Source organism: Bacteroides sp. Phil13 (genome assembly GCF_001940965.1).
GTDB classification, from domain to species: domain Bacteria; phylum Bacteroidota; class Bacteroidia; order Bacteroidales; family Bacteroidaceae; genus Bacteroides; species Bacteroides intestinalis.
Genome location: NZ_MSHA01000034.1, coordinates 41,753 through 60,156, shown reverse-complemented (window position 1 = coordinate 60,156; position 18,404 = coordinate 41,753). Strand labels below are relative to the sequence as shown.

General features: G+C 43.7%; 11 protein-coding genes. 10 read left to right on the top strand and 1 reads right to left on the bottom strand.

Features of this window, described 5'->3' with window-relative positions:
- Positions 1 to 22 precede the first annotated feature (22 nt).
- Positions 23 to 1,483 (bottom strand): aminoacyl-histidine dipeptidase, encoded by a 1,461-nt coding sequence (locus BWI44_RS05800; RefSeq protein WP_195208223.1) that lies wholly within the window; start codon positions 1,481 to 1,483, stop codon positions 23 to 25.
- Positions 1,484 to 1,710: 227 nt separating this feature from the next.
- Here BWI44_RS05800 and BWI44_RS05795 point away from each other — a divergent pair, with 227 nt between their 5' ends.
- From BWI44_RS05795 to BWI44_RS05750, 10 genes are all read left to right on the top strand, one after another.
- The gene (locus tag BWI44_RS05795; RefSeq protein WP_195208222.1) at positions 1,711 to 1,944 is read left to right on the top strand and encodes a hypothetical protein; all 234 of its coding nucleotides are present in this window, start codon (positions 1,711 to 1,713) and stop codon (positions 1,942 to 1,944) included.
- Positions 1,945 to 1,973: 29 nt separating this feature from the next.
- A complete protein-coding gene (locus BWI44_RS05790) occupies positions 1,974 to 2,582 on the top strand; it encodes an OmpH family outer membrane protein (protein WP_007664296.1) in 609 nt (202 codons plus the stop codon).
- 209 nt (positions 2,583 to 2,791) lie between these two features.
- Entirely contained in the window at positions 2,792 to 4,189 is a 1,398-nt protein-coding gene (locus tag BWI44_RS05785) for a polysaccharide lyase 6 family protein (RefSeq protein ID WP_195208221.1), read from the top strand.
- A gap of 3 nt (positions 4,190 to 4,192) precedes the next feature.
- Positions 4,193 to 7,033 (top strand): glycosyl hydrolase family 28-related protein, encoded by a 2,841-nt coding sequence (locus BWI44_RS05780; protein ID WP_286812073.1) that lies wholly within the window; start codon positions 4,193 to 4,195, stop codon positions 7,031 to 7,033.
- Between the two features lie 43 nt (positions 7,034 to 7,076).
- The gene (locus tag BWI44_RS05775) at positions 7,077 to 8,651 is read left to right on the top strand and encodes a DUF362 domain-containing protein (RefSeq protein WP_195208219.1); all 1,575 of its coding nucleotides are present in this window, start codon (positions 7,077 to 7,079) and stop codon (positions 8,649 to 8,651) included.
- Positions 8,652 to 8,768: 117 nt separating this feature from the next.
- Positions 8,769 to 10,949: a DUF362 domain-containing protein gene (locus tag BWI44_RS05770; protein ID WP_195208218.1), complete on the top strand. Its 2,181-nt coding sequence runs from the start codon at positions 8,769 to 8,771 to the stop codon at positions 10,947 to 10,949.
- A 20-nt stretch (positions 10,950 to 10,969) separates the two neighbouring features.
- Positions 10,970 to 12,343 carry a glycoside hydrolase family 28 protein gene (locus tag BWI44_RS05765; RefSeq protein WP_117707576.1) on the top strand — a complete coding sequence of 458 codons (1,374 nt, stop codon included), beginning with the start codon at positions 10,970 to 10,972 and terminating at the stop codon, positions 12,341 to 12,343.
- A 9-nt stretch (positions 12,344 to 12,352) separates the two neighbouring features.
- Positions 12,353 to 14,245, top strand: coding sequence for a glycoside hydrolase family 97 protein (locus BWI44_RS05760; protein WP_195208217.1), 1,893 nt, complete (start codon positions 12,353 to 12,355; stop codon positions 14,243 to 14,245).
- A gap of 22 nt (positions 14,246 to 14,267) precedes the next feature.
- A complete protein-coding gene (locus BWI44_RS05755) occupies positions 14,268 to 16,214 on the top strand; it encodes a glycoside hydrolase family 97 protein (protein WP_195208216.1) in 1,947 nt (648 codons plus the stop codon).
- 35 nt (positions 16,215 to 16,249) lie between these two features.
- Positions 16,250 to 18,397, top strand: a complete 2,148-nt coding sequence (locus tag BWI44_RS05750; protein ID WP_118422963.1) for a glycoside hydrolase family 31 protein — start codon at positions 16,250 to 16,252, stop codon at positions 18,395 to 18,397.
- The last annotated feature ends 7 nt before the right edge of the window (positions 18,398 to 18,404 follow it).

The following is an 18,404-nucleotide window of genomic DNA, read 5'->3' as shown; positions in this document are numbered from 1 at the left end:
TATTCTGCCGGGAGTTTTTTTGTTACTTCTTTACGGGAACATTAGCCAGAATATCCAGCAAGTGTCTCCAGAATTTATCCACTGTAGGAATCAGCATCCGTTCATCGGGGGAATGTACGCCCTGCAGAGTCGGACCAAAGGATATCATATCCAGTGAAGGATACTTATCAAGGAACAGACCGCATTCCAATCCGGCATGGATTGCTTTTACCTTCGCATCTACACCGAATAAACGTTTGTAAGATTCGACTGCAATTTCCAGTATTTCGGAGTGAGGATTGGGTTTCCAACCCGGGTAGCCGTCACCGAAACTAACTTTGGCTCCACCCATATCGAATACGGTACGTACCATATTGGCAATGTCTTGCTTGGAAGAGGCGGTAGAACTGCGCTGGCTGGTTTCGATACGAATCACATTGCCCGGCTTCATCTTGACAGATGCAAGATTGGTGGAAGTTTCCACCAGTCCGGGGATGTCCTGACTCATGGCATAAACTCCGTGGGGACAAGCGTAGAGGCTTTGCAGCAAACGTTTGGTGGTATCTTTATCAATAGCTTTCGCACAAGCATTTTCCGATTCTAAAACGAGCTGCAACGTCGGATCGACTACGGCATACTCTGCCTGTACTTCAGCTGCAAATATATTCAGATCGGCACGCAGATCATGTTTATTGTCTTCCGGTATAGCGATAATGGCGTGTGCTTCGCGAGCGATGGCATTGCGCAGATTACCACCATCGATTTCGCATAGGTACATATCATACTTCTGGAAAGCCTGGCTCAGGAAGCGGTTCAGTATCTTATTGGCATTGCCAAGTCCCATGTGGATATCTCCACCGGAATGCCCGCCTCTTAAACCTTTCACTTGTACCTTGCAACAGAAATATCCGGCGGGTACATCCACCTCTTTATATATAAACTCTGCAACGGAGTCGATTCCTCCTGCACAGCCGATAAAGAGTTCACCCTCATCTTCCGAGTCGAGGTTCAGCAAAATATCCCCGTTCATGAAACCTTCTTTCAAGGCAAAGGCACCGGTCAGCCCGGTTTCTTCGTCCACTGTAAACAGGCATTCCAGAGGTCCGTGCTGAATACTGTCATCAGCAAGGATAGCCAGTTCAGTGGCTACGCCAATACCATTGTCGGCTCCTAGTGTTGTACCTTTGGCTTTCATCCATTCACCTTCAATCACAGTCTCTATCGGGTCGGTGAGGAAATCATGCTGCACATCGTTGTTCTTTTCGCACACCATGTCGATGTGAGATTGCAGTACAACGGTTTTCCGATTCTCCATGCCCGGTGTAGCGGGCTTTTTGATGAGGATGTTGCCGGCTTCATCGACCAGCGTTTCCAACTTATGTTTCTCACCGAATGCTTTCAGATAAGCAATCATTTTCTCTTCCTTCTTTGAAGGACGCGGCACTTGGCAGATTTCATCGAAATAATGAAAAACGCCTGCCGGTTTCAGTTCATTCTTTTCCATATTAATTCCTTTATGAATGTTCGTATTTAACCTCTTATTGCTAAATATGGTTAAATTAATTGGCTATTTTATAACCGCTTCTCTTTTTTTATGGTAAAAAAAGCGGGTTAGTCCATACAAAGCCCTATATTTGCACCCACAAAAATAGAGCAAATTGAATGCAAAAGAAAATTTTATTTTCATTTTGCTGAAATGCAGTCTGTTTTCGTATTACAAAAATAGTAGAAATGCTCGATACAGTATTGATAAGTTTGTTAATAGTTGCTATTTGTATTGCATTATTAGGTGTAAAGGTCTTTTTTGTGAAAGGCGGAAAGTTCCCTAACGGGCACGTCAGCGGTAATAAAGCAATGCGGGAGAGAGGTATTGGGTGTGCCCAATCGCAAGACAGGGAAGCACAGAAGAAGCTGCGTTTTTCTATTGATGAACTGGAAAAAGCCTTAAATGATAGTATGAATTAATAATTTTAAAACTATATTTTTTACAAGTTATGAAGAGATTGAACTACCTCGTAAACGGTTTGGCTGCTCTTGCACTTATCGTTTTATTTTCTCAGTGTGCAGGTAAAGCTGAAAATCAAACGGCAACTACGTCAGGCCAAGCTTCAGGTGAACTTACTGGAATGAAGATTGCTTATGTTGAAATAGACACGCTTCTGGCACAATATAATTTCTGCATCGACCTGAATGAAGGTATGGTAAAGAAGAGTGAAAATGTACGCTTGACGCTGAATCAGAAAGCTCGTGAATTGGATAAGCAGAAACAGGATTTCCAGACGAAGTATCAGAATAATGCTTATCTGTCTCCAGAAAGAGCACAGCAGGAGTACAACCGCATCGCCAAACTGGAACAAGATTTACAGACTTTGAGCAACAAACTGCAATCAGAGTTGATGAGCGAAAACGAAAAGAATAGCCTGCAATTGCGTGATTCTATCAATGCTTTCCTGAAAGAGTATAATAAGACAAAAGGATATAGTATGATTATCAGTAATACAGGTTTCGACAATCTGTTGTACGCTGACAGCATCTATAACATTACGAAAGAAATCGTAGAAGGATTGAACGCAAGATATTCTTCTCCGGCTCCTAAGAAATAAAAAAATCGATTTAGAATAGGGTCGTCCCCTTACGTTGTAATCACAATGTAAGGGGACGATTTTTTTATATCTGCACTTCAAGTTTATAAAAACGTACCATTCTTTTGAAGTATCTTCTCAAACTACTTCCAGAGGGAAGTTACCTATTTCTGTTCATGTTTTAATCATCTATATTTGTTCTGTGATTTTTAAACTCTAATTGGAAAAACATGATGAAAAAACTTTGTGTTCTTTTGCTCTTAACGGTGTCACTCTTTGCCAGTGCCAAAGAGTATACATTCTCACCGGGAGATGTGCAGGCAATGAAGCAGTTGCTGGGTAGTGGAAACTTGCAGCCGGGGGATGCCGTCGTACTGAAAGACGGAACGTATCATAATCTGGAAGAAATACATTTTACCGGTAAGGGTGTTTCTGGTAAACCGATTGTTTGGCGGGCTGAGAATCCCGGAAAGGCTGTTATTTCCGGTAAGTTAAGGCTGAAGATATATGGAGAGTATTTGCAACTGGAAGACTTGCTCTTTTATAAGGCATGGGCCATAGGGCATGATATGATTGATTTTCAAGGAGAAAAAGGTGTGTATGCTTCTTATTGCCGGATGACTCGTTGTGTGATTGATGAGTGCAATGATCCTCAGAAAGGTGAACGACCGAATGAAGGAGATGAATATTGGGTCGGATTACGGGGAACCAATAACCGGATAGACCATTGTTACTTTGCTAATAAAAGAGTAGGCGGACTGGTGTTGCAGGTATGGCTGAGTGCTGATAACCACTTGAATAATCATTTGATAGATCATAATTTCTTTGGTGAACGTCAGCCTTACGGTGGCAATGGAGCAGAAATTATTCGTATCGGGCATTCCTGGTCTTCCCAATTGGAATCACGTACGATTGTCGAGGATAATGTCTTTTTCAGATGTAGTGGAGAAAATGAGATTATTTCTGTGAAATCCTGTCATAATGTATTGCGTAGGAACTTGTTTTATGAATCTGCCGGTGGATTGGTTTGTCGTCATGGGCATTATAATGTGATAGAGTCGAATACATTTATAGGGCATAATCTGCGTGGAACCGCCGGTATTCGTATTATTAACCAGGGACATACGGTTTACGATAATTATATTAAAGATGTAAGGTCATTCGGATTGTTGGTACGTGTAGGAGTCTACGAACGTCCTACGGCAGAAACGGATGTGAAACAAGAACCATTAACTTCATACCATCGGGTAGAGAATGTGGATATCGCTTATAATACCTTTCTGAATAGTTCATTGGAGTTGGGATCAGGCCGTGGAGAAAAGATGCCCCGCAATGTTCGTTTTGCCCATAATCTGTTTGCAGGACAAACTCCTGATTTGAAAATAGTGAGGGCGGATGAAGTACTTCCCGGTTTCTTGTTTCTGGATAATGAGTGGGCATTTTCTGATAAGAATTCACTTTCGAGTGTCCCTTATGAACAGGTGAGAGAAGGTTTTAAGCCGGTTGATATGCCTGACGGTTTGAATCAAGAGGAAAAAGAACGGATAGATGCCTGTATCTTTACTGCCGGTCCGACATGGTATAAGGCGTTGAAAGAGAATGTTAACCATATCGATACGAATCGCTGATTTATGAGAAATACACTATTGGATATGAGGTCTATATTATCAAAAACTTTTCTTTTGTCCCTGTTATTGGGAGTGGTAGGAACAGGTATTCAGGCAGGGGAATTGTATCCCTGGCAACTGACGCGCGATTCTTTATTGTTGTTTGAAGGTTCTACTTATCGCTATACTGTAGATACTCCCGAAAATGAGGGCTTAAGTTCTACTTTGCCGTCAATTGAAGCTCTGAAAGAACAGTTGGTTCATTCCGGTTCGGGCGTTTATCGTCTTTTTACTTCTGCCGGACAGGAGAAAACAGAAGGTTTTCCGGTTAATGGTGATTACTTACAATCAGCCTCTAAAAAGCGTTTGCTTATAGGGGTACGTAAAGGGGCGTTACCTCCTGTGATAAAGTTGGACCGTACTGCATTTACCATAAAGACTGCGGGAAATCTGACACTTGATTTTTATGCCGGACAGCGTAGCCCGATGACTACTGTCACTATTCGCGTACCGGAAGGGATTGCTGTAACATTGGACAATACAACGGTAAATGTAATAGGTCGTGGAGAAGTGATTCTTCGTGATTTGCCCAAACAGTCTATCGGAAGAACCGGAACCAACTATTCGTATAAAAAGGTTGGGGATGTGGAAATTCGTAAAGATGGGAAGAAAGGTACCCTGTTAATATTTAAAGATTTGGATTTCCGTCCCTCTAACGGTCCTGATATCCGTCTTTGTTTCCACGGAGTGGCAATACCGGAAAAAGGTAATTATACATTCGAAGCTGATTATATAACCTCTCAACCGGAAGTTCTGTATAGTCCGGTTGCTACTGCAACATTTGAAGGAGTGACGACTGTCTCCGATTTTACCCGTACTCCCTTACAGGCATTTACATATAAAAAGAATTGGGATTTATCTTTCACTTCTTTCTACTGGACAGCTCCTCGTAATGCGGAGTCTGTGACTTTGCTATTGTCTGAGGATAAGGGAAGAACCTGGAAACCTGTAAGAACAGGGATATTGCCGGACGATGATTTCGCTGCTGCCGGCCGGTTGAATCCTAATCAATTGTATGCTTTTAAACTGCTTGTAAAAGGAGGTGATAACCAGGGAGAATCAAATATAGCCTGGTTCTATTCCGGTTTGCAGGATATTAAGACTACAGGAGTGAAAGGAGATGGAATAGCAGACGATACGGAAGCCATAAACAAAGCTATTATAGAGATGAATAAGTTGGGTGGGGGGATTCTGCGATTTACGGCAGGCACCTATAATGTGCGGACGGTTCATCTGTTGAGTAATGTCTGGTTACATCTGGATGCAGACGCTACCATTCAGGGACTTCCGGGTGGTGATGCGCCGGAAACGACTTGGTTTAGTGACCGGGCTTACCGTTCGGGACTTTCTCCTACCGATCCTCGCCCTTATGCTGATCCGGAGAACTATCTGACGAAGCAGGATGTGGGGCATACATTTTTCCGTAATGCAATGTTCTTTGGAGAACGCATTGATAATGTGAAGATTGTGGGTACAGGCCGTATCACGGGTAATGGTAATTTGGTTACTTCTGATAAAGTCATGAATAATGCTCCCGAGAAACGTTGCGACAAAATGTTTTCTTTAAAACTTTGTACCAATATTGAAATTGGAGGCTGGAACATAGATAAAGATATGTGGTATGATCCGCAAAAAGATGAGCCTTACTACATAGATACGGATAACCGGAAGAATTATGATGTCAGCAATATGCTGCATATAGATCAGGGCGGGCATTTTGTTTTGTTGGCTACTGGTACCGATGGTATTCATGTGCATGATACCTATTTTGCCAAACATAATACCCGGAATGCCCGTGATATCTACGACTTTATGGCGTGCAATGACGTAACGGTGACGAACATTTACTCGCGTGTCAGTTCGGATGACATTGTGAAACCGGGTTCGGATTGTTCATTAGGTTTTACCCGTCCAGCACGTAACTATATGGTACGCAATATCGTTGGAGATACCAATTGTAACCTGTTCCAGATAGGTTCGGAAACAGCGGATGATATTCAGGACTTATACGTGGATAATATTTATGTACTGGGTGCCAATAAAGCAGGTTTCTCCATATCTACCAATGATGGCGGACATATAAAAAATGTCTATCTGAATAGTGGAAAGACAGGACCGATACATTCCCGTTCGGTGATGCATCGTACCCGTGCTCCGTTCTTCATATCTATATCCAATAGAGGCCGTGTGTTGGGTGCTGATGTAGCTCCTTTCACGTTCACAGAAAATGGAAATGTTCGCAAGGAACTACTGGTGACCAACTCTAATATCGGTGAAGTGGAGAATATTGTGATTTGTGGTGTAGACATTGATGAAGTATACGGAGGGAGTTCTTTCCGTGGAGGTCGCTGGAAAGCATACGATGGTTCTCAAAATACGGCAACCCCCATCATTGCAGGTTTTAAACTGCCGGATACGGAAGTTGTGGAAGGAGGACTGACATTTCGTTTGCCGAATGGCCAGCATACCGGGTATATTAAGAATGTACAGTTCCATGATGTAAATTTACTTGTGAAAGGCGGACATCCGGTAGAAGATGCAGAAGCGTATCCGCCTGAAATCGGAGTAGGACGTTATAATGTAGGTGATTTGAAAATACAACCGTCTTTTGGTTTCTGGGCGCGTCATGTGAAGGACTTCCTATTAGATAATTGCAGTATCAGTGCTGAGCAGAAAGATGGTCGTTATGCAGTAGTAATGGATGATGTGATTGGCGCTGAGATCAGGAATCTGAAAGTGAAAGAAGGCATTACGGATAAAGAAAACGTAAAAGTGCTTCGTAGTGAAAAGATTATCATCAAATAAGAACAGAGAAACATGAAGAAATAATAGATAATGGTGAGAAAGTATGAAACGTATTTATTTATATTTTAAAGAAAGGACCGAGAAAGGGGAATTTACTTCCAGAGGGATACAGATACTCTTCTTTTGGGGACTCGGTCTTTTTTCTACTATCTGGTTTTTGGTACGGGTTATTCCGAAACCTTCCCGTGCCAGTTATCCATGTATGCAGACAGCGGCACCGCTGATGTCTGCATTTGTCATGTACTTACTCTCGTTCACGGGAGTCTGGGTGAGTCTGCGACAGTTGCGTGAAGCATTCCGTAACCGGAAAGTAGTGGTAGGGGTTTTTGCTTTTGCAGGTTTTTGTTTCTTCGGTGCTTTGATGTTGGTAGAAAATAGCACTGACATGCTGGCACAAACTTTTCTTCCGACTAGAGAACCGCGTATGGCATGGGGTAAGAATAATCCGGTAGGGGAGGCGAAAGGTATTTATCCGGGTCGGGTGGTATGGACTCATGCGCCGGGTGCCGCTACGTGGAAGAAAGGGGAGGGCTTTTGGTTTGAAGATCGTTGGAATAATCAGGCAGATGCCGACTGGCTTCTAAACCAGTCTCTCTTGTCCTTGACCGGAGAGAAAAAAGAAAAGGCAGCCTGGAAATCCCTTTTTATTTATTTCAATCAACAGCATGATAAGGGGCAGCGTGGATATAAGAAAGGAGAAAGAATTGCTATCAAGATTAATCAGAATAATACTTTCTCCCATGAAGATTGTGAGCAGTTGAATGCTTCTCCGCATCTGACGCTTGCCTTGCTTCGTAGTTTGGTGAATGACGGCGGAGTGCCTCAGGAGCAAATCACAGTATTTGATGCCAGCCGTTTTATTACGAAAGCTCTTTATGATAAATGTCATGCCGAATTCCCCGGTGTTGTATATCTGGATAATGAAGGAGGAAACGGGCGTACCCAATCTACCTATACGGCAGATGCAATTCCATATTCAACTGATAATGGCCGTTTGGCGCGAGGATTGGCAAACTGTGCACTTGAGGCTGATTACCTGATCAATATGGCATTGCTGAAAGGGCATGGCGGACAGGGAGTAACACTCTGTGCGAAAAACTGGTATGGAGTAACGGATATCAACCGTGACTTCCGTAAAAATCAGCATAACAATTTCAATCAGGATCGTGGTGGAAAACCGCGCTATATGACCTTTACCGATTATATCGCACATAAGGATCTGGGACAAAAGACAATGCTCTTTCTGATAGATGGCCTGTACGGTTCGGAAAAGGTAAATGGGGCGCCTTCAGGTAAATGGAAGATGTCACCGTTTAATGGAGACTGGCCTTGCTCACTTCTGGCTTCCCAGGATCCGGTAGCCATTGATGCGGTGGGCATTGATTTTCTGAGTGCAGAGTTTCCGCGTATGGCCGATGTGGATTATTGCGATATGTATCTGGTGGAGGCAGCTCTGGCAGACCGTCCGTTATCCACTACTTTCTATGATCCGGAAAGAGATGGTACAGGAGTTGGCAGTCTCGGAGTCTTGGAACATTGGAATAATCCGGAAGAAAAGAAATATAGCCGTAATATGGGGAAAGACATTGGAATAGAGTTACTCTATTTACATAAATAAGACACTGTCTGCTTGGTTGAGACGATTTTTCAAGTATTTGATGAAATACTGATAATCGTCTCTTTTTTATCTGCCTATTTTTGTAACCATGAAAGATAATCCTTTATATCTAATGAAATGAATACAAAAATAAAAAGATGGTTTTTTAAGACTTGTCCGAAGAGTGGACGAATCGTTGGAATCAACAAGAAAAATGTTATTTTGAAGGTTTGCTTTCCTCTGTTCGGATTAGCAGCTCTGATTTGGTTTCTGATACGGGTAGTACCCAAACCTTCCAGAATAGAATATCCTTGTCAGCAAATTGCTGCTCCTATCGCTTTCTCTTTTGTAGCTTTCATCAGTAGTACATTGGTTGGGTTTGGTACGTGGAAACGTTTCAAATTCTTGTGGCATTCCCGTCGGTTCTATATGGGGCTGTCCGTATTGGCAGTCGGTATATTATTATCGGGTACATTATATATAATGTCAGTGGATAATTCTCTGATGGGGCAGGTCATTCGTAAGCAGATAGATAATGGTACTGATATGGGACGTTTTGTGCCTATTGATGCTCCCAACACTCCGATGGGAGTAGCCAGAGGAATTCATCCGGGGCGGGTGGCATGGGCACATGATCCGAAGGCGGCTGCCTGGGATGGAAAAAGAGGACTTTATTCGGATCCGGATAATAATAGTCAGACACGTGTCGATGATATGATGGAGGGAGTGATTATTGCGCTGACCCGCCAAAATACGATTGATAAGGCATGGGATGAATTGTTCAGAACCTTTAATTATAAGAAAGGTAAGGGAGCGGTAAAGTACAAGAAAGGTGAGAAGATTGCTATCAAGATTAATCTGAATGACAATGGTGGAACTAATATCATTGATGCTACTCCACAGTCAGTGTATTCTTTGCTGCATCAATTGGTGGATATCATGAAGGTTCCTCAGAGCTGTATTACGGTATATGATGCACAGCGTCGGGGTATTTCGGCTGTTTACGATTATGTACAACCGGTTTATCCAAATGTCAATTATCAGAATTGGGGAGGATTTGTTCCCGATGTAATTCGTTATTCCAGTGAGATTACTGATGCCGGTGCCAGAAGTTTGGCACGTGCGGCTTACGAAGCCGACTATATGATTAACATGGCATTGATGAAAAGACACTCTGAACCGACCGATAAATGGCGGGACAGTGCCGGACAGACAGCTATAACTGCTACCGGTAAGAATCAATTCGGTTCAATAGGCAATGTACCGCCCTTGCATCTTTCTATTCGTGATTGGTCTTCTTTCCGTGGTATGGGCACTTATAATAGCATTGTCGATCTGATGGCTCACGAGCGTATAGGTGGAAATACCTTGGTGTATTTGGTGGATGCTATGTACGTAAATCCCAAGCATAACGGGAAAGCGGTACGTTTCCAACTTCCTCCGTTCAATAATGGCTGGACTTCCAGTTTTCTGGCTTCCAATGATCAGGTCGCTATCGAATCAGTGGTACTTGATTTCATTTATTCGGAACTTCCTTTATGTGCCAATGCCGACAATTTTCTTCATGAGGCGGCAAATATAGGGAATCCTCCTTCGGGGATAGTTTATATCGGAAAAGAGCAAGGTAGCCTGGGAGTACATGAGCATTGGAATAATCCAACGCACCGGATGTACAGTCGTAATCTGGGTACAGGTAAAGGGATTGAATTATACAGGGTTCCGTTGGATGAAAAGCGTCCGGCAATAGAATACTTCTACGCAGATAAAAATGCCTTGCATTATAAAACATCCCATGCAGATGAAGTGCGATTGAATGGTAAACATCTGGAAGTTGCAGAAGGCGTCATTCCTTTATCTGTTTCTAAGACGACTGAGTTTAATCTGGAGACTTTGGCAAAGGGAAAGGTAACATCTTCACAACGTGTAGTGGTACGTCGTTTGAAGAATATAGAGATATGCCAGGCTAAAGATATGGAAAGACAGGGATCTGCATCCTTGAATGAGGATGGTTCGGTAGAATTCAAAGGCGAGAAAGGAAGTTCTGAAGGAAGTGTGAGTTGGAAAGTCAACATTCCACATAAAGGTGAATATTATTTGGTAGTATCTTATGCGGGTGGCAATCCGGTTCCTTCTTACTTATATATTAATGGGGAGAAAATCAGTGAGAATATCGGTTATTTGGCTACATTTGGTGGGAAACGCGGAGAGTTTGTATTTCCTGTAGCGTTGGCTAAAGGTACCAATGAATTGCGTTTGGAACATCCGGGACGGCGCAGTAACAGGATCTATACAGTGAATATTGCAAAGGAAATTAAATAGTTAACTTACATATACTAACCATGAAAACGAAAAAGAATTTATTACTGTTGTTAATGTTACTTGTTCTGCCATTTACGTTGCAGGCTGAAACATTTAATGTAAAGAAGTACGGTGCTCGGGGAAACGGCAAAAAGATGGATTCGCCCGCTATCCAGAAAGCAATTGATGCTTGTCATAAGGCAGGTGGTGGAACAGTACTTGTGCCTGCCGGAACCTATTTGTCGGCTACTATCGTGCTAAAAGATAATGTGACTTTGCATTTGGAGAAAGATGCTCTTATTCTGGGCACTACCGATTATAAAGCTTACGATAACCTTGATCCTTTTACCGAAGGTCTGGGCATTGATGTCGGTTGGGCATTACTGGTAGCGGTAGATGCTAAAAATGTTGCCTTGGAGGGTGAAGGTGTTATCGATGGTCAAGGTTCGGCTTTGAAAGAACGGCATATAAAAGTTGATACCCGTCCGGAAGGACAGCGTTGGGGATTGCGTCCTTTCTTGCTTCGTTGGGTTCGTTGCGAAGGTGTGCGCGTGGAAGGAGTTACTTTAAAATATGCAGGTGCCTGGACTTCCCATTATTTCCAATGTTGTAATGTGAATATCCACAATGTGACGATACGCAGTTTTGGAGTAGCTCATAATGATGGTATTAATATTGATGGTTGCCAGCATGTACGTATTAGTAATTGTGATATTGTCAGTGGCGACGATGCACTTTGTTTCAAGACCACTTCCAGCAAGATGGGGTGCGATGATATCATTGTTACGGACATGAAGCTGAAAAGCAATCAGGCGGGCATTAAGATGGGAACCGAATCCATGGCAGGATTTGAGAACATCAAGATCAGCAATTGTCATATTTACGATACCAAGAATGGAGGTATTAAGTTATTCTCTGTAGATGGAGCCCATCTGCGTAATGTGGAAATCTCTGATATCACAATGGACGAAGTACGTACTCCGATGCTGTTTCGTTTGGGTGCTCGTCTTAGTGTTTTTCGCAAAAAAGAAGACCGTCAGCAACCGATTGGAGTCTTTGAAAATGTGACTATTCGCAACGTAAAGGCAGTGGCTGCCGATAAGGCTCAACTGACACCTCCTTCCGGCATCCTGATTACAGGTATTCCCGGACACTATATCACAAACCTGACTTTGGAAAATATTCATATTCGTTTATTGGGTACAGGAACTCCTGAAGATGCCTTGTCTCAGGTGCCTGAAGCTATAGACAAATATCCTGAAGTGAAAACTTTCGGACCTAAGATTCCGGCATACGGGGTATGGGCACGCCATGTGAAAGGATTGAAACTGAAGAATGTTACGTTTGAGTTGAAGAATCCCGATGCTCGTCCTGAGATTATTTGTGAAGATGGGGATATACAGATTTACAAATAATCGGTGATTATGCGAAAAACTATTTGTGCAATATTGATGGGGTCTTGTGCCTTGGCTTATGCCAATGCACAGACACTGTTTCCGGTCACCAGTCCGGATGGCTCTATTTCTTTGGTGTTGAAACTAAAAGAAAAAGGACTTTATTATGAAGTAGAGAAAAACGGAGTGAAGGTATTGGTAGAGTCGCCTGTGCGTCTGACCATAGATGAATCGGAACTTTGTAATTCGGTCGATGTTCTGTCTTCAGATACATATAAGACGGATAATACCTATCCTATCCGGGGCAGTCATTCTTTGGCGGTAGATAGAAGCAATGGACAAATTATCAAGTTACGAAATAGTAGTTTGAAGACTGATTTCTCTTTGGAGGCGAGAGCTTATAACGATGGTGTCGCTTTTCGGATGATACTTCCCGGTAAGCAGGGAGAAATAAGAACGCCGGATGAACATACATTATTTACATTGCCGGTGGGGAGTACGGTGTGGTATCATGATATGTATTGTCACTATGAAGGTATCCATCGGAGAAAGGATATCTCTGAAATTATGCAGGGAGAATGGGCTGCTCCTCCGGTAACGGTGCAATTGCCGGGAGAATCCGGTTATCTTTGCATAACAGAATCCGCTTTGATGAATTATGCCGGTATGTCATTGCAGGCAAATGGTAAGAATGGTTTTGAAACGAAACTGGGACATGCGCAACCGGCCGGATATCCTTTTGCCCATGATTATAGTCTGGCGGAAGCCCGGCGGTTATCGAAACCGGCAGCTTTGGCAGCTACTATAATAACTCCCTGGCGTACAATCATAATAGCTGATAATCTGAATGAGTTGGTGAATTCCGATTTGATAACCAACTTGGCTCTGGCACCGGATAAACGACTATTCCCTAAAGGAATAAATACGGACTGGATTAAACCGGGACGTTCCGTATGGTGCTGGCTGGATGGTGGAGCACGGACAGTGGAGGGAATGAAAGAATTTTCTAAACTAGCCGGAGAATTAGGGTTTGAATATAATACGGTAGATGCTTTTTGGTATCGTTGGACAGATGAACAGTTAAAAGAACTAGTGGATTATTCGGCTCAGTTTGGAGTTAAAATCTGGTTATGGCGTCACGGCCGGGATATGCGTGATCCTAAAAAACGCAGAGAATTGTTTGAACGCTGTCACAGATTAGGAGTTGTCGGCTTGAAACTTGACGCGTTCTCACATGAGTCGAAAGAATTTGTCGATTTATATCAGTCATGTCTGAAGGAAGCGGCGGAATATAAACTGATGCTAAACATTCATGGCAGTAATAAACCGACGGGTGAAGTGCGTACGTGGCCGAATGAGATGAGTCGTGAAGGTATTCGTGGCTTGGAATATGGGAAAAATCAGTATGAGTGGAGCACGCATAATACAACCTTGCCTTTCACTCGTCTGGTAGCGGGAGCCGGAGATTATACACCCGTTATTTTTGGAGAACGTCGTTTGGAAACGTCATGGGTACATCAGTTAGCTACGGCACTTGTTTTCAACTCTTCTGTCATATTCTTCGGTTCACACCCGAAAGCGATGTTGGATAATCCGGCTGTGAAATTATTGAAGCAAATACCTGCTACCTGGGATGAGACGGTGGTATTGCCATCCAGTCGGATAGGTGAGGTTGCGGCATTTGCACGAAGAAGCGGAAAGACTTGGTTTTTGGCTGTGCTGAATGGACAAGAGGAATGTTCCCTGCAATTTCCTTTATCATTTTTGGGTGACGGATGGTATGAAGGAATGGTTTTGAATGATCGGCCGTCTGATGCTGCCGCTATCAAGACAGAACGTGTCTTCTGTAGAAAATCTGATGCTTTGACGGGACACATGCGTACAGGGGGTGGATATATTGTGATGTTTACTCCTCAAGAATAATTAATGATTAATGATGAATACCATGAGAAAACTATTGAGAGCAGCAATGTTGCTGTTGGCGGTATTAATGGCCGCTTGTACGGCTCCCGATACATGGGAGTTGGTGTCCAAGGACAATAATATCCGTTTCGTCCTGGCAAACAAAAAGGATAAAGGTGAAGTAAATCTTTGCTATTCCGTTTATTATAGGGATACGCTGGCAGTAGAGAAATCTCTTTTAGGGCTGGTTATGGATAATTGTGAGTATGGAAAAGACGCACAATTTGTTTCCGCTTCTGCAGTGAAAGATATTTCTAATGCTTATCAGTTAAAATCCGGTAAGAAATTGAATACTACGGATGAGTGCCGTGAGCAGATTTTTACTTTCCGTAATAAAGAGAATAAGCAGTTTAATTTGATCGCAAGGGTATATAATGACGGAGTCGCTTTCCGTTATGAACTACCCGGAGAGGCTGGACAGATGCATACTATCCAGACCGAGCATACAGAATTTGCCGTACCCGTAAATGGAAAAGCGTGGATACACCCGTATGACTGGAACGATCGTCATAAACCGAGCTATGAACAATATTGCCGGAGTGAAATAGATATCCGTTCGGAATGTGGGCATGGGCGTGGTTGGGCATTCCCTATGCTATTCAATACCAACGGAATCTGGATGATGATCACAGAAGCTCATCTGAATGGCTCATATCCTGCTACTCATATAGATAATGCCGGAACAGATAAAGCATATAAAATCCGCTTTCCGGAACCGGATGAGCCAATTGTACCGGATGCAGTAGAGCCGGTATCAGAATTACCGTGGTTCACTCCTTGGCGTGCCATTATCATAGGGGATGATCTGAATACCATATTCCAGACACAAATGGTTTCACATCTGAATCCTGCATCTGTAGTAAGCGATGAATCCTGGATAGAGGCCGGACGCGCTTCATGGAGCTGGTGGTCTAATGGCAGCACTCCCCGTGATTATAAAGCACAACTGAAATATGTGGATCTTAGTGCAGAAATGGGTTGGGAATATATGCTGATTGATGCCGGCTGGCAAAACATGGGCAACGGTGGCACTATGGAAGATGTAGTGAAATACGCACAGAAGAAAGGAGTGGGGGGCTGGTTATGGTACCATTCCGGTGCAGGGCGTGACAACGACTCTATACCGACGCATCGTCTGATGAGTGATCCTGAATTACGTCGTGCAGAAATGAAACGCATCAGTGAAATTGGAGTGAAAGGAATCAAGGTCGATTTCTTTGATACAGATAAACAACGTATTATCCAACTTTATCCGGCTTTATTGAAAGATGCCGCGGACAATCATTTGCTGGTAGATCTTCATGGTGCCACTTTACCCCGTGGCTTTGAACGTACGTATCCGAATATGCTGACTACGGAAGCTATCCGGGGTGCAGAAACCCTGGGACGTCAGGAACGTTGCGACCAGGCGGCAAAACATAATGCTACTGTACCTTTCACACGCAATGTAGTCGGTTCGATGGATTACACTCCGGTGACTTTCTCTGATAAAGTACGCCAAGGGGTACCTGCTATACGTAAGACAACTATGGGGCATCAGTTGGCTCTGGCAGTAGTCTTTGAATCAGGTTTTCAATGTTTTGCTGATAAGGCGGAGTCTTATCTTTCTCTACCGGAACAACCGAAACAATTCCTGAAAGAAGTACCCGCTGCCTGGGATGAAAGTATCCTGCTGGCTGGTTATCCGGCTGATTATGCTGTTGTGGCTCGTCGTTCCGGTGATGTCTGGTATATTGGCGGCATCAGTGGTAAGGAAGAGGAACGTGAAATAGAATTTACCTTGCCTGCCGGATGTGAAGGTAAACCATTCACTATGATTATAGATGGAAAAGATAAGGATAGTTTTGACTACATGCCTGTGGAGAATATGAACGGAACGGTAAAAGTGAAGGTACTTCCGAACGGTGGCTTTGCCGGTATAATCCGATGAAATGAGAATAACACTATTATAATAAAATGAAGAGAATGAAGAAGATTTTGATTGTAGGGGCAATGGCTTTGTTGATGCTATGTCCTGCTAAAGCACAGATAGCCTGGCAGCAAGTGGAGCCTGGCGTTTGGAAAGGCGTGGTAGGTACTCCTGAAGAGTATTCATTACTGGGAGTGGCCGGTGTCACACCGCAAAAGGAAGGTTTTGCCCGCTTACCGGAGGTGACATTACCCCAATTAGCGAATGAAATTGTGGGTTCCATACAGGATGGTAAAACAAGTCTCCGTATTCCTTTGCAACGTAAGGAGCAATTGTACGGCTTTGGACTGAACTTCCAGACGGTACACCAGCGTGGCAAGATTCTGAACCTGCATGTAGACCATTACGGTGGACGTGACAACGGACGCACACATGCTCCTGTTCCCTTTTACATTTCCAGTTCCGGTTATGGGGTACTGATCAATTCGGCACGTTATCTGACGGTGTATGCTGGTAGCGGCGCACGTAAGGATAGTCCGAATGCTCCGGTAGCCAAGGATCGTAATCTGGATAAGACCTGGACATCCGCTCCTTACTCGGATGCCGTTTCTATCTTGGTTCCTGCCCCGGGTGCAGAAATTTATCTGTTTGCCGGACCTACTCCTATGGATGTTGTCCGTCGTTATAACCTGCTCTGTGGAGGTGGTACATTGCCTCCGCGCTGGGGATTGGGCTTTACGCAACGTACAAAGAAGCTCTATACAGCTGAAGACGTGAAGAACGAAGCGGATGAGTTTGAACAACGCGGTTTCCCGTTGGACTTTATCGGACTGGAACCGGGCTGGCAAAGCAAAGCGTATCCTTGTACCTTTGAGTGGGACGCTACCCGCTATCCTGATCCCGCCGGCTTTGTGAAAGATATGTTGGCTAAAGGAGTACGCATCAACTTATGGACAAACCCATACGTATCTCCCGATTCAAAGATATATAAGGAAATGTATCCGGTAAGTGGCTCACACACCGTATGGTGTGGTATCGTGCCCGACTTGGCAGGCGAGAAAGCCCGCAAAATCTGGATGGATAAACTGGAACAGGAACATGTGAATATCGGTGTCAGCGGTTATAAAGTGGATGAAGTAGACGGATACGACCGTTATTTGTGGCCGGATGTAGCTACTTTCCCCAGTGGAATTGCTGCCGAGCAGATGCGCCAGACTTATGGTTTGTGGGTACAACGCACTACTGCGGAATTGTACAAGAAACGTAATCAACGTACCTTCGGATTGGTTCGCGCATCGAATGCCGGTGCTGCTTCCTTTCCCTATGTGATTTATAATGACTATTACAGTCATCAGGACTTTATTACTGCTTTGATTAATTCAGGTTTTAGTGGTGTATTGTGGACTCCGGAAGTACGTAGTTCCAGTTCATCGGAAGACTGGCTACGCCGTTTCCAGTCTGTAGTATTCTCACCGATGGCAATGATTAATGCTTGGGCAAGCGGAACAAAACCCTGGACTTTCCCCGAAGTAGAGAATCAGATAAAAGAGTATGCTATGCTGCGTATGCAGATGATGCCTTACTGGTATAGTGAATTTGCACGTTATCATTTTGATGGTATTCCTCCGTTCCGTGCCATGAATCTGGAACCGGGTTTCATTCCTGAACAAGGAACTACAGCGAAACTGTCGGATGCAAATCTGGAAGAGAATCCTTATCTGGAAGCTGTTTCCAAGGAAATTAAGGATCAGTATATGGCTGGTGAATATCTGTTGGTGGCTCCCATGTTCAAAGGTCAGAAAGAGCGTACGGTGGTATTGCCTAAGGGAGACTGGTACGATTTCTATACGGGTAAATATGTGGGCAATGGAGAGAAGATTACTGTTACGCCGGGCTTGGACCGTATTCCGGTATATGTAAAGGATGGAGCTATCCTGCCATTTATGGAGGCCCGTCTGCATGCACCGAAAGCAGGAGAGAAGGTGAATCTGGAAATCCGTCATTATGGAAAAGCAGATGGTTCTTACCGTCTGTATGATGATGACGGAGAAACATTCGATTATGAGAAGGGCGCCTATTCCTGGCGTGATATCACTGTGACACGCGATAAGAAAGGCAAGCTGAAGGGGGCTATATCCAAAGCAGAAAAAGGTAAGCCGAACAGTATTGCCAATGTTACCTGGAAGTTTATGACAGAAGAATAATAAGATC